The sequence below is a fragment of the Paenibacillus turicensis genome (assembly GCF_050461185.1).
GTDB lineage: Bacteria > Bacillota > Bacilli > Paenibacillales > Paenibacillaceae > Fontibacillus > Fontibacillus turicensis_A.
Genome location: NZ_JBCMOR010000011.1, coordinates 50,191 through 63,240 on the forward strand (window position 1 = coordinate 50,191; position 13,050 = coordinate 63,240).

The following is a 13,050-nucleotide window of genomic DNA, read 5'->3' on the forward strand; positions in this document are numbered from 1 at the left end:
TCGTTTATCCTCTCTGGTTTATGAAAAGTTAAAGCTTACTTCTTTCGATCCCTGCATTTTGAATAATATATTTCTAGCTATATTTAACGTGTAATAATCGTGATCTAATCTTAACCGAATGACGCTATACTGACAAGGTTAAATGTCAATTCTGTGGCTGATTAATTCGCAGCGATTCGTTCTTTTAATCTTGCAATTACAGCTTCTTGTCCAATCAAATAAATTGTACGATTCAAATCACGTCCATGCATTTCACCTGTAATCGCTACACGAATTGGCATAAATAAGCCTTTTCCTTTTACACCCGTTTCTTTTTGCACTTCTTTAATTGCTGCTGCAATAAGCTCAGGTGTGAATGATTCAAGCGCGACTAGCTTGTTTAAAAAGGCTTCTAGTACTGTTGCCACTTGTGGCTCAGCAAGCACTGCCGCTCCCTCTTCATCTACAGTTACCTCTGTCTGGAAAAAGCTTTCTGATAAAGCTACAATATCGGAGGCAGCCGTTAATTGCTCTTGATATAAAGCTACTAATTCTTTAACCCAAGCAAATTGAGTCTCTGTAAGCTCTGATGAAATTTTCCCTGCTTTTTGTAAATGAGGAACAGCCAGCTTTGCCACCCGTTCTGTATCCGCTGATTTAATATAATGATTGTTAATATGAGCAAGCTTATTTTTATCAAATAATGCTGGGCTTTTTGACAAACGATTTGCATCAAAAATAGAAATTAGCTCCTCTTTCGTAAAGAACTCCTCTTCACCAGTAGGAGACCAACCTAGCAATGCAATAAAGTTAAATAATGCTTCTGGTAAATAACCCAGTTCGTCATATTGCTCGATAAACTGAATTACCGTCTCATCACGTTTACTTAACTTTTTGTGATTTTCGCCTACAATCAAGGTCATATGTCCAAAAATTGGCGGCTCCCAGCCAAAGGCTTCATAAATCATTAGCTGACGTGGCGTATTGGAAATGTGATCTTCTCCACGAAGCACATGAGAAATTTTCATCAAATGGTCATCCAAGGCTACAGCGAAGTTATACGTTGGAATTCCATCCTTTTTAACGATAACAAAATCGCCACTGACTTCGGATTCAAAAGAAATTTGTCCCTTTACAAGATCATCAAAGGTGTAGGTACGTGAATCAGGTACGCGGAATCGAATACTTGGTACACGTCCTTCTGCTTCAAAAGCAGCACATTGCTCTGGCGTAAGGTCACGATGCTTGCCAGAATAACGTGGCGTTTCACCACGAGCCATCTGCTCCTCGCGCTCCTGTTCCAATTCCTGCTCTGTACAATAACAACGGTAGGCTAAGCCTCGATCCAATAAATCCTGCCAATATTCCTTGTAAATATCTAGACGTTCTGTCTGGCGATAAGGTCCATAGTCTCCACCCACATCCACACTCTCATCCCATTCAATACCTAGCCATTTCATATATTTGAATTGACTTTCTTCCCCGCCAGCAACATTACGCTTCACATCTGTATCTTCAATACGGACGATAAATTTTCCACCATGATGTTTTGCAAATAAATAGTTAAATAAAGCAGTTCTTGCGTTACCGATATGTAAATGTCCTGTTGGACTCGGAGCGTAACGAACTCTGACTTCTGACATAACGATTGCCTCCCAAAAAAGGTTATATTCTTATATATTAAAACAAGTGCCATTACAAATCCATGCGTAAATTCATATTAAAATTTCAAGATAACCGTAATTAATAACACGAAATAAAGTAATTAACTTTGAAGCAATACGACACATTGAGCTGCAATACCTTCTTCTCTACCTGTAAAACCTAGCTTCTCAGTTGTGGTAGCTTTGATATTAATTTGGGATTCCTCTGCCTCTAATGCAGTCGCTATAATCGTAACCATTTGTGGAATGTAGGGCGCCATCTTTGGACGCTGTGCAATAATTGTTGCATCTAAATTCCCTAAAGACATCTCTTTCGCCTTCGCCATATTCCACACCTGCTTAAGCAGTTCCAGGCTGTCTGCATCCTTAAATTCAGGATCGGTATCTGGAAAATGACGACCAATATCCCCCAGACCTAGTGCACCTAAAATCGCATCTGAAATCGTATGTAACAAAACATCTGCATCCGAATGTCCAAGTAAACCTTTTTCAAATGGAATGGTTACTCCCCCAACAATACATGGCCTATCTTCCACAAGCTGATGGACATCAAAACCTTGTCCCACTCTAATCATTCGTAAGCTCCCCCTTATTATTTCTCGATGTGATAAACTCCGCATAAATCAAATCATCTGGTGTCGTGATCTTCACATTACTATAATCACCCTCCACCACCTTCACCTGCATCCCTAACCTCTCAATCAGCATCGCATCATCCGTGCCTACAAAGCCTTCTAAGCTTGCTTTCTCATGTGCCCTGGCTAAATCACTAGCTCTAAATGCCTGAGGGGTCTGAATCGCCCATAAGCTCTCTCGCTTAGGTGTGCCAATGACCTCGCCGTGCTCGTTCACTTGTTTAATCGTATCTTTAACTGGAACAGCAAGCACAGCCGCACCATATTCCTTCGCAGTGACGAAACAGGATGTTATATGTTCATCCGCAACAAAAGGGCGGACTCCATCATGCACTAATACCCAAGGCGTGCTAATTGCTCGCAAGCCTTGGTATACCGAATGCTGACGTTCATTACCGCCCTCAACAACTTGAACGTTGTCCTGTAATCCATATTGTTTAATCCAGCTTTCACATCGCGCTATATCTGCCTTACCTGTCACTAACACGATTTGTGAAATTAAAGGATGCTGATGAAATTTTTCTAACGTATGCACAATGATTGGCTTAGATTTAAGCATCAAATATTGCTTGCTTTCCTTAGTTCCCATACGAGTCCCTCGTCCAGCTGCAACGATAATGACACCAACCTCTTGATTTCCATCCGTCACTTTCATATCCCTGCCTTGCCTACGTAAAATTAGTTCCTTGATCTTAGCTCCTACATAATATTTAGTGTGATCAAGGTACGAGTTATATTCATCATACCTAATTTACTGGGCTTTTTCCAACAGTTTTGGTTTGGCAAAGATCATTCTACCTGCAGAAGTCTGTAATACACTTGTCACTAATACTTCAGTAAACATACCGATGTAATCTCTGCCACCTTCAACAACAATCATAGTCCCATCATCTAAATAGGCTACACCTTGTCCATTTTCTTTCCCATCCTTGATGACCTGAACTAAAATTTCTTCTCCAGGCAGTACTACTGGTTTAACTGCATTAGCTAAATCATTAATATTGAGCACAGAAACACCTTGAAGCTCACATACTTTATTAAGATTAAAGTCATTGGTGACAACTTTACCTTGTAGTAATTTTGCTAACTTCACTAGCTTGCTGTCCACCTCAGAGATTTCTTCGAAATCCCCTTCATAGATTAAAACTTGAATATCCAATTCCTTCTGAATCCGATTTAATATGTCTAGACCTCTACGCCCACGATTGCGCTTAAGCAGATCAGAGGAGTCAGCAATATGCTGTAATTCCTCTAATACAAATTGAGGGATTACAATTGTGCCTTCAATAAAGCCAGTTTTACAAATGTCTGCGATTCTACCATCAATAATTACACTTGTGTCCAAAATTTTATGCTCCTCTAGTAGGCGCTCCTCAGAGACATCGCTGTTCCATTTTCCAGACTTCCATAACGATGCGATCTCTTCCTTTTTCTCCAAGCACACTTTTAACCCTAAATAACCAAACAATAACGATGTGGCCATTTTAACGAAACTGGACATCTCTCCCAACCAGCTTAATGCAGGATAAAAAATAAATGACATTAAAATCCCACTTGCTAGTCCTATCCCCCCCAATACCATCACATTCATTGGGATTGAACTGAGCATGTTTACCCATTTTGAAATAACCTTGTTGCACGCTTCTGCACTAATTGAGAACAAAAATAAAAATGCCAATGCTCCCACAACGGCAAATACAATACTTTGCAGCAGCCCGCTCATCCCATCCATCCATGTTGAAAGGAGATTAGGAAAAGAGGTTAAAACACCACCCATACTATAGCCAAACCAAGCACCACACAAACCAATAAAAAAGAACATATTTCTTTTCATATCTCATTTCACCTCCTAATTTACATTTATTCTTTATCCAGTATTGTCCAGTTTTTGGCTATATAATCGGGTCAAATAAAGTTTTTATTTAAAATCGGTAAAATTCCAAGTTGATTCATAGACAATAACTGGCATATAATGAATGCAATTCTAATATTGAGGTGGATGGAAAAATGAGTACATCAAGTCTTCAATCTTTTCAAGAACAAGTATCTGAATTATTGCTCCGTCACCGCAGCATATTGGATATATTATCCAAAACAAGTCAAACTAATGCTGCTGTCGTTCGCTCTGTCACTAAAGCCGTCACGGAGTGTGGATGTATAGAACTACACGCCACTAAGCAACATTTTGATGCTGAAATCGATTTACAGCAGGCGAAGGAAATTACACTTCAGCACATCCAAGGTGAGTTATGTGAAAATTGCTTAGATGCAATCACGAATCAGCTTGGCCGCAATTTATTTTATTTGTCTGCATTATGTAACTCACTTGGCATTGATATGGACAAGGTTGTCGAGCATGAGTCGCAAAAGTGTTCAACATTAGGATTATTCAATTTATCTTAATGCAGGTTTACCTTATGAAATAAAAAATGCACTGCCTCTTGAATAATTCAAAGAGTGCAGTGCATTTACTTTTTTATACAATCAAAATTAATGTCTTGATCCAAAGCTTTCCTCGGAATCCTCATCATGGCCTTTGTTGCGGCGAAGAAGCTTATCAACGTTTTGCTTTAAGCCATATAAAGCATAAATAACAAGCGGAATAAAAATCAATTTTGAGAGCTGATCTGGAAACATTACCGCAATTGCAATCGCAAAAATAATGACAAAAGGAGCATAAACTAAAGCCTTTTTAGGTAAGCCATGCTTCTTAAAATTAGGATATTTCACTGAGCTAACCATAAGATAGGACAATAATAGCATTGCAATCATAAAATACGGAAAACTAATATCTTTATGAAATAAGGATAACGTAGCCAATACACCACCAGCCGCTGGAATGGGCAAGCCCACAAAGTATCCAGGTATCCCTTTACGAACATTAAAGCGCGCTAATCTTAAAGCACCACACATCGGGAAAATAGCTGTCACAATCCAAGAAAGGCCATGAGGCACATCGTTAAAAGCAATAATATACATAATAATCGCTGGAGCAACACCAAATGAGATGACATCTGATAAAGAATCCAATTCTTTTCCAAATTCACTTGAACAATTTAATGCACGCGCTGCCTGACCATCTAGTCCATCAAGCAACATAGCGACAATTACCATGATGGCGGCTAAGCTATACTTGCCGTCTAACGCCAACATGATGGCTAACATTCCGAGAAACAAGTTACCTAAGGTAAACAGGTTCGGAATTGATTTTGTAATCATCATTTCACCTCTGTTTCATAGTTACCATCCATTGATTGTAGGAGATTTAGATTTGTCTGTCAATGAATACCTGCTCTTGAATTCGTTTCAAACCTTCTTTTATTGTACGCGCCCGTACTTCCCCTATGCCATCAACCTCATCTAATTGTTCAATTGAAGCTCTAAGCACTTCAGGGAACTGACGAAATCTCTCCACTAAATTATGAATGATCACATTTGGCAAACGAGGAATTTTGTTCAGTACACGATAACCTCTTGGTGATATTAATTCTTCAGACGTCGCCATTGAGGAAGGATAGCCAAGTAGACGGACAATATGATTAACATCTAACAGCTCATCATCACTTGAACGCTTCAGTCCTAAAATAAGCTCGCGTATAATGTCATCATTGTCTTCTTTTGCATAATCCTTATACAAAAGCCATGCTTCTTCCTCCATGTTACTCACTAATTCTTCCATCTGCATACTAATTAATCGGCCTTCTGTTCCAAGCTCTGTAATAAAACGTTTGATCTCCAGCTTAATCCGAATCACCATTTCAATCCGTTGAATGACATTAGCTAGCTCGGGAACAGTTACTAGCTCCTCAAATTCAGAGGCAGTTAAATTCGTTAATGCTTGATTTAGAACAGCTCTATACTTCTCCAACGTCTGAATCGCTTGATTCGCCTTCGTCAAAATAACACCAATTTCTTTAAGCGAATATCGGATTGATCCTTGATACAAGGTAATAATATTTCTACGCTGGGAAATGGATACGACGAGCTTGCCTGTTTGCTTAGCAACACGTTCAGCTGTTCTATGACGAATTCCAGTTTCAGACGAAGCAATTGAGGAATCCGGAATAAGCTGCGCATTTGCATATAAAATCCGCTTTAAATCCTCACTTAGTATAATTCCACCATCCATTTTAGCTAATTCGTATAAGTAATTGGGTGAAAAATCGCAGTTGATGGAAAATCCGCCTTCCACGACCTCCATCACTTCAGGACTATAACCCACAACAATAAGTCCTCCAGTTTTAGCACGTAGCACATTTTCTAGTCCATCCCGAAAAGCAGTACCTGGTGCTACAAGCCTAAGTAAATCATTCATTTTTTCTAATTGATTACTTTCCTTCATCTATGAGTAACCCCCTAATCTAACGCAACAGCTAACGCATCTGCAACGGTATTTATCCCTATTAATTGTATATCCTTTGGACCTTGCCAGCCCTTTAGACTTTTTTCTGGTAATATCACTCTTTTAAAACCAAGCTTAGCCGCCTCACGCACTCGTTGCTCAGCTCTTGCAACAGCTCTAACCTCCCCAGTTAATCCTACTTCGCCAAAAATAACGTCATATGGCTTCGTCGGAATATCCCGAAAGCTCGAAGCGATGCTAACTGCTATAGCTAGATCAACTGCGGGTTCATCTAATTTCACACCACCAGCGAGGTTGACATAAGCATCTTGATTTTGGAGGAACATTCCCATCCTCTTTTCAAGTACCGCAATAATTAAGCCCATCCGATGATGATCTACGCCGGTCGCCATTCTTCGTGGTGAAGGGAAATGCGTAGAAGCAATTAATGCCTGTAGTTCTACAAGCATAGGTCTGGTTCCCTCCATGCTTGCCACAACCGTGGAGCCTGCCACGCCCAAAGGACGTTCAGAAAGGAACAATTGTGAAGGATTCGGAACTTCTACAAGTCCACCTTCATTCATTTCGAAAATCCCCATCTCATTTGTTGAACCAAAACGGTTTTTAACCGCTCGGAGCAAGCGATAGGAATGATGACGTTCTCCTTCAAAATATAACACACAATCCACCATATGTTCTAAAAGTCGTGGGCCTGCTATCGCACCTTCTTTTGTAACATGTCCCACAAGTACAGTTGCAATGCCTTGCCCTTTCGCAATTCGCATAAAACGAGCTGTACATTCTCTAACCTGTGACACACTTCCTGGTGCGCTAGCAACCTCTGACAAATAAACCGTCTGAATAGAATCGATAACTAAAAAGTCAGGTTGTAGTTGGTCAATGGCTTCCTCGATCTCATCCATACTGCTTTCACATAAAACGTATAGCTCTGGGGATAATGCACCTAACCGCTCCGCCCGAAGTTTAGTCTGACGAGCCGATTCCTCTCCAGAAATATATAATACTTTACGTCCTGTCGCTGCCATTTCATGTGAGGTTTGCAATAAGAGCGTAGACTTTCCAATACCGGGATCTCCACCAACTAAAATAAGTGAACCTGGCACAACGCCACCACCAAGCACCCGATTTAATTCTCCAATCCCTGTTTGAATTCGAGGTTCTTTGCCACTCTCTATATTTATGATGGAAAGGGGTTTTTCTTTACTCTTGGAAATTCCTTGAGAAAAGCCTTTCGTTTTAATTATTTTTTCTGTCTCCTCATTCATCGAGTTCCAAGTTCCGCACCCTGGGCATTTACCATACCATTTTGGCGATTCATATCCACACTCGGAGCACAAAAACTTCACTTTTAGCTTTGCCATTTGTCTCTCCTTGCCATATAAGCAAAATTTGTCATATAAAGTCTATCAACATGTGACATTTTTAGTTTACTTATATAATAACAATCAAAGTGTACCATTGTTTAAGATTTAACGTAAAGTTTTTTACAAATGCATCCTACTTTACAACAAAAGGGACAGCAAACGGAAAAATTTTCCGAGATGCTATCCCTATTATTAACGGCTAAATGCTATGAAATGTTAAGCGTTTTTAGTGTATTCCCCAGTTTTGACTACAGATAATTTACCGTCCTCTTCATCAATCGTGAGTAAATCACCTTTTTTCACAGTTCCTGTGAGTAATTCTTCAGATAAACGGTCTTCAATATGCTTCTGAATCGCACGACGTAAGGGACGTGCACCATAAGCTGGATCAAAGCCCTCTTTTGCAAGAAATGCCTTCGCTTTATCTGTCAAAATGAAATCAACATCGTATTCTTGCAGACGTTTACGAAGCTCTTCTGACATCAAGCTAACAATTTGCCCAATATGAGTTTCACCTAAGGAGTGGAATACGATCGTTTCGTCAATCCGGTTAAGGAACTCTGGACGGAAGCTACGCTTCAATTCTTCCATTACCTTACCCTTCATATCATCATAATCACCTTTGGTGTCATTAACGGCAGTAAAACCAAGACGTGTGTTACGTTTAATCGCTTCTGCCCCAACATTGGAAGTCAAAATAATTAATGTGTTACGGAAGTCAACGACACGCCCCTTAGAATCTGTTAAGCGTCCATCTTCAAGCACCTGCAATAAAATATTGAATACTTCAGGATGTGCTTTTTCAATTTCATCTAAAAGAACAACAGAATACGGTTTACGGCGTACTTTTTCAGTTAATTGGCCGCCCTCTTCATATCCAACATATCCTGGAGGCGCTCCAACTAAACGTGCTGTAGAGTGCTTCTCCATATATTCAGACATATCGATACGAACAACAGCATTTTCATCGCCAAACATCGCTTCAGCAAGTGCACGAGCAAGCTCTGTTTTACCAACCCCAGTTGGACCTAAGAAGATGAAGGAGCCCATTGGGCGTTTAGGATCTTTGAGACCAGCACGAGCACGACGGATCGCACGACTCACTGCCTTAACTGCTTCCTCTTGACCAATTACACGTTCATGTAAAATACCTTCCATATTCAACAAACGTTCTGTTTCTTCTTCCTTAAGCTTGTTAACTGGTATTCCAGTCCAGATTGCCACAACATGTGCAATGTCCTCTGGTGTAACCTCAGAATCTGTTCTTCCTTGTTTTTCTTTCCATTGGTTTTTAGTCACATCTAATTCTTCACGAATCTTTTGTTCTGTGTCTCGAAGGGCTGCTGCCTTTTCAAATTCTTGGCTTTGTACCGCAGCATCCTTTTCCTTACGGATATCTTCTAAGCGACTTTCTAATTCTTTCAAATTAGGTGGTGCTGTATAGGAATGTAATCTTACCTTAGAGCCTGCTTCGTCAATAAGATCGATTGCTTTATCAGGCAAGAAACGGTCTGTAATATAACGATCAGACAATTTTACTGCCTGCTCAATCGCCTCATCCGTAATTTTCACACGGTGGTGTGCTTCATAGCGATCACGTAGACCATGTAAAATTTGAATCGCCTCTTCGACAGAAGGTTGATCTACAGTAATAGGCTGGAAACGACGCTCTAATGCAGCATCCTTCTCAATATATTTGCGATACTCATCTAAAGTTGTTGCACCAATACATTGTAATTCACCACGTGCTAATGCAGGCTTCAAGATGTTAGAGGCATCGATTGCCCCCTCCGCGCCACCTGCACCAATGAGCGTATGCAGCTCATCAATGAACAAAATGATGTTACCCGCTTGGCGTATTTCATCCATAATTTTTTTCAAACGATCTTCAAATTCACCACGATATTTAGTACCTGCAACGACAGAGCCCATATCTAGTGTCATTACACGTTTATCACGTAAAGTTTCAGGTATTTCATTATTAATAATTTTTTGCGCTAAACCTTCGGCAATTGCTGTTTTACCAACTCCAGGCTCACCGATAAGGACTGGATTATTTTTAGTACGACGACTTAACACTTGAATTACACGTTCAATTTCTTTACTTCTGCCGATTACAGGATCAAGATTCCCTTCCTTCGCAGACACGGTCAAATCACGAGCAAGACTGTCAAGCGTAGGCGTATTTACATTGGTTTGTGTCCCATGATGACTAGAGATAACTTCACTGCTACCAAGCAATTGTAATACTTGTTGACGCGCTTTATTTAAGCTAATACCTAAGTTATTTAGTACACGTGCTGCCACGCCTTCGCCTTCACGAATAAGTCCAAGCAAAATATGTTCAGTACCTACATAAGTGTGACCAAGCTTACGTGCTTCATCCATCGATAATTCAATTACCTTTTTGGCACGAGGTGTATAAGCGATACTTGAAGGCTGTTCTTGACCACGTCCAATTAACGTTTCAACCTCATCCTGAATTTTCTCAAGTCCAAGCCCAAGACCTGTTAGTGCCTTAGCCGCAATACCTTCCCCTTCACGAATAAGTCCTAACAAAATATGCTCAGTACCAATATTGTTATGACCTAGTCTCACTGCTTCCTCTTGAGCTAAAGCCAACACCTTTTGCGCACGTTCTGTAAATCTTCCAAACATCATACTCCTACACCTCCATAATTGTTCACTCAATTGTAAATAACCCACTTAAAGCAACTATACAACTATAATTTAATTCAAGTTAGAGTTATTTAATTGTTCATTTTTTCTCGAATCAGCTTTGCTCGATACATATCTCGTTCACTAGGTGCCATATTTTCATGATATAGCTTCTGTAAAAAACCCGGCTGGGTCATCACATTTAATTCATTAAGCACCTTAGGACTGAGGTGATCAATTAAACCAAGATCTACACCTAACCGAACATCAGATAGGCGTTGAGCTGCCTCCTTCGATTCGATAATAGCTGCATGTGATAATATACCATAAGATCGCATCACACGATCGGTCATCCGAAGGCGAGATTCATTTAGCAAAGATTCTCTAGCTGCCTTTTCATGCTCGATTATTTGTAAGACAACACCATATAAATTTTCAATGATCTCATCTTCGTTTTGTCCTAGTGTAATCTGATTTGAGATTTGAAACAAGTTTCCCATCGCTTCACTGCCTTCTCCATAAATCCCACGAACCGTTAAGCCAACTTGGGAGACTGCAGATAAAATACGATTAATTTGCCCTGTCAAAACAAGTGCTGGTAAATGCATCATCACTGATGCACGTAGTCCAGTTCCGACATTTGTTGGACAGCTTGTTAGGAAACCACGATGATCATCAAAGGCATAGTTTACATGATCCTCAAACACATCATCTATTTCAGATGCACGATCCCATGCTTCTTGAATTTGAAAACCAGGATACAAACATTGAATTCTTAGATGATCTTCTTCATTAACCATAATACTGAGGCTCTCATCCTCACTAATAAAAACGGCTCCATGCTTAGCATCATTAGCAAGATTAGGGCTAATTAAATGCTTTTCTACAAGTACCCTTTTATCAAGCTCATCAAGTTCATCTAAATGGACAGGATATAATTTTCCATAAGCTTCAACACGGGAGTCTTGCAACACGTCTTGAAGTTGGTTCAAAATATTTTCTAATTGCTGGTTAGTAGCAAGCATCGGAAATGGATGATCAGACAAATTACGAGCAATTCTTACTCTACTGCTAATGACGATATTTGACTCATGACCTTCACGACTCATCCACTCACTTAAAGGCTGCTCAGTAAACTTGATATTTGTCATCACTTATCCCTCCTGCTCCGTCGAAATATTCTTCTCAAGCTCACGGATTTGATCTCGAATTGCCGCTGCTTCCTCAAATTCTTCCTGTTGGATGCGATTTTGTAATGTTTGTCTCAAATCCTCAATTTTACGCTTGGTTTGAATATGCTTGCCAGCACGTTTAGGTATTTTACCAACATGGACAGTATTCCCATGCACTCGTTTAAACAGCGGATCTAAGTGATTATTAAAATATTTATAACAGGAGCTACATCCAAAACGACCAATTTTACTGAATTGAGCATAGGTTAAACCACATGCTTCACAACGCAAATTTTGCGGGTGGGAATGACTGCTCTTTTGTCCAAGCCCATTTGGATTAAAGTCAAGAAAACCCGACAGGAGGTTATGAATTGAAAACCCACCTGATGTTCCAGGAATCACTTCTCCTTTTTCACGAGCACAGTCCTCACAAAATCTAAACTCTGTTTTTTCACCATTTACAATCTTTGTGAAATGCAGTGTTGCTGGCCGTTTTCCACATTCTTGACATAACATAAGAGAATCCCTCCTCGACTTCGCTCTTTAATTTAATAAAGAGATTAGCATTGCCTTCATCATTCTGGCACGAATCTGGTCCCTATAGGGTAAATTAACCATCAGGACTTCTCTGGACACTACGGCAGTCATTAATGCTGCCTCACGCCTGCTCAAAAAGCGAGCTTCCACAAGCTGATATATTAAGCCTTCTGCGGCTGTCTGACCAATTTCATCACCAATGGTCTGATGTAAATGAGTATGCAGTGTCGTTGGTCCAGGAAGCTCAACCTTCCTAATTCTAATATAACCACCACCACCTCGTTTACTTTCCACTAAATATCCCTTTTCCAAAGTAAACCTTGTACTAATGACGTAGTTAATCTGGGATGGAACACATGAAAATTGGTCAGCCAGATCATTTCGCTGAATTTCTACGGTTCCCTCAGGACTCTCATGCAAAATACTCTTTAGATATTTTTCAATAACATCGGAGATATTACGCATCATCCATCCTCCAATACTTTAACTTTTTGGACCCGCCTGCCTGACTTTGACTTTCTTTGACTTTAATCATATTATAGCATAATTTTTTTATTTGCCAAGAGCTTCATCACTAAACAGTGTAAACCGACTTCCCCAAAAATATTCGGTAAAAGCAAATATATAACTTTAGATGTAAACACACAAAAAAAAAACACCACCGGATGATCGGCAGTG

The 13,050-nt window shown here is 39.9% G+C and carries 12 protein-coding genes; 1 reads left to right on the forward strand and 11 read right to left on the reverse strand.

All coding sequences use genetic code 11. The features are described from left to right. Nucleotides 1-161: 161 nt before the first annotated feature. The 4 genes from gltX to ABE099_RS16115 form a co-directional block, all read right to left on the reverse strand. Nucleotides 162-1,622: a glutamate--tRNA ligase gene (gltX, locus tag ABE099_RS16100; protein WP_430032105.1), complete on the reverse strand. Its 1,461-nt coding sequence runs from the start codon at nt 1,620-1,622 to the stop codon at nt 162-164. Nucleotides 1,623-1,744: 122 nt separating this feature from the next. Next, a complete protein-coding gene (ispF, locus tag ABE099_RS16105; RefSeq protein ID WP_430032106.1) occupies nt 1,745-2,218 on the reverse strand; it encodes a 2-C-methyl-D-erythritol 2,4-cyclodiphosphate synthase in 474 nt (157 codons plus the stop codon). Continuing rightward, the gene (gene ispD, locus ABE099_RS16110) at nt 2,211-2,933 is read right to left on the reverse strand and encodes a 2-C-methyl-D-erythritol 4-phosphate cytidylyltransferase (RefSeq protein ID WP_430032107.1); all 723 of its coding nucleotides are present in this window, start codon (nt 2,931-2,933) and stop codon (nt 2,211-2,213) included. Before ispD ends, ispF begins: the two co-directional genes overlap by 8 nt. A gap of 96 nt (nt 2,934-3,029) precedes the next feature. Beyond that, nucleotides 3,030-4,112, reverse strand: coding sequence for a PIN/TRAM domain-containing protein (locus ABE099_RS16115; protein ID WP_430032108.1), 1,083 nt, complete (start codon nt 4,110-4,112; stop codon nt 3,030-3,032). 173 nt (nt 4,113-4,285) lie between these two features. On the opposite strand from ABE099_RS16115, the gene ABE099_RS16120 reads away from it, so the two are divergent. Then, on the forward strand, nt 4,286-4,681 hold the full coding sequence (locus ABE099_RS16120; protein ID WP_210091041.1) for a DUF1573 domain-containing protein: 396 nt from the start codon (nt 4,286-4,288) through the stop codon (nt 4,679-4,681). Nucleotides 4,682-4,768: 87 nt separating this feature from the next. On the opposite strand, the gene pssA is transcribed toward ABE099_RS16120, so the two are convergent. From pssA to ABE099_RS16155, 7 genes are all read right to left on the reverse strand, one after another. Next, the gene (gene pssA, locus ABE099_RS16125; RefSeq protein ID WP_430032109.1) at nt 4,769-5,497 is read right to left on the reverse strand and encodes a CDP-diacylglycerol--serine O-phosphatidyltransferase; all 729 of its coding nucleotides are present in this window, start codon (nt 5,495-5,497) and stop codon (nt 4,769-4,771) included. A gap of 46 nt (nt 5,498-5,543) precedes the next feature. Next, a complete protein-coding gene (gene disA, locus ABE099_RS16130) occupies nt 5,544-6,620 on the reverse strand; it encodes a DNA integrity scanning diadenylate cyclase DisA (protein ID WP_210091042.1) in 1,077 nt (358 codons plus the stop codon). 14 nt (nt 6,621-6,634) lie between these two features. Then, nucleotides 6,635-8,002: a DNA repair protein RadA gene (radA, locus tag ABE099_RS16135; RefSeq protein WP_430032110.1), complete on the reverse strand. Its 1,368-nt coding sequence runs from the start codon at nt 8,000-8,002 to the stop codon at nt 6,635-6,637. A 219-nt stretch (nt 8,003-8,221) separates the two neighbouring features. Beyond that, complete coding sequence (gene clpC, locus ABE099_RS16140) at nt 8,222-10,666, reverse strand: ATP-dependent protease ATP-binding subunit ClpC (RefSeq protein ID WP_430032111.1); 2,445 nt, start codon at nt 10,664-10,666, stop codon at nt 8,222-8,224. Between the two features lie 89 nt (nt 10,667-10,755). After that, nucleotides 10,756-11,814, reverse strand: coding sequence for a protein arginine kinase (locus ABE099_RS16145; protein ID WP_430032112.1), 1,059 nt, complete (start codon nt 11,812-11,814; stop codon nt 10,756-10,758). Between the two features lie 3 nt (nt 11,815-11,817). Further along, nucleotides 11,818-12,351 (reverse strand): UvrB/UvrC motif-containing protein, encoded by a 534-nt coding sequence (locus ABE099_RS16150; RefSeq protein ID WP_430032113.1) that lies wholly within the window; start codon nt 12,349-12,351, stop codon nt 11,818-11,820. Between the two features lie 27 nt (nt 12,352-12,378). Then, entirely contained in the window at nt 12,379-12,837 is a 459-nt protein-coding gene (locus ABE099_RS16155; RefSeq protein ID WP_210091047.1) for a CtsR family transcriptional regulator, read from the reverse strand. Nucleotides 12,838-13,050 lie beyond the last annotated feature (213 nt).

Excerpts from the sequence above, each read along its gene's own strand:
- ABE099_RS16150 (WP_430032113.1), bottom strand. The coding sequence starts at position 12,351 with ATGTTATGTCAAGAATGTGGAAAACGGCCAGCAACACTGCATTTCACA.
- ABE099_RS16115 (WP_430032108.1), bottom strand. The coding sequence starts at position 4,112 with ATGAAAAGAAATATGTTCTTTTTTATTGGTTTGTGTGGTGCTTGGTTT.
- ABE099_RS16145 (WP_430032112.1), bottom strand. The coding sequence starts at position 11,814 with ATGACAAATATCAAGTTTACTGAGCAGCCTTTAAGTGAGTGGATGAGT.
- gltX (WP_430032105.1), bottom strand. The coding sequence starts at position 1,622 with ATGTCAGAAGTCAGAGTTCGTTACGCTCCGAGTCCAACAGGACATTTA.
- radA (WP_430032110.1), bottom strand. The coding sequence starts at position 8,002 with ATGGCAAAGCTAAAAGTGAAGTTTTTGTGCTCCGAGTGTGGATATGAA.
- ABE099_RS16120 (WP_210091041.1), top strand. The coding sequence starts at position 4,286 with ATGAGTACATCAAGTCTTCAATCTTTTCAAGAACAAGTATCTGAATTA.
- pssA (WP_430032109.1), bottom strand. The coding sequence starts at position 5,497 with ATGATTACAAAATCAATTCCGAACCTGTTTACCTTAGGTAACTTGTTT.
- ABE099_RS16155 (WP_210091047.1), bottom strand. The coding sequence starts at position 12,837 with ATGCGTAATATCTCCGATGTTATTGAAAAATATCTAAAGAGTATTTTG.
- clpC (WP_430032111.1), bottom strand. The coding sequence starts at position 10,666 with ATGATGTTTGGAAGATTTACAGAACGTGCGCAAAAGGTGTTGGCTTTA.
- ispF (WP_430032106.1), bottom strand. The coding sequence starts at position 2,218 with ATGATTAGAGTGGGACAAGGTTTTGATGTCCATCAGCTTGTGGAAGAT.
- ispD (WP_430032107.1), bottom strand. The coding sequence starts at position 2,933 with ATGAAAGTGACGGATGGAAATCAAGAGGTTGGTGTCATTATCGTTGCA.
- disA (WP_210091042.1), bottom strand. The coding sequence starts at position 6,620 with ATGAAGGAAAGTAATCAATTAGAAAAAATGAATGATTTACTTAGGCTT.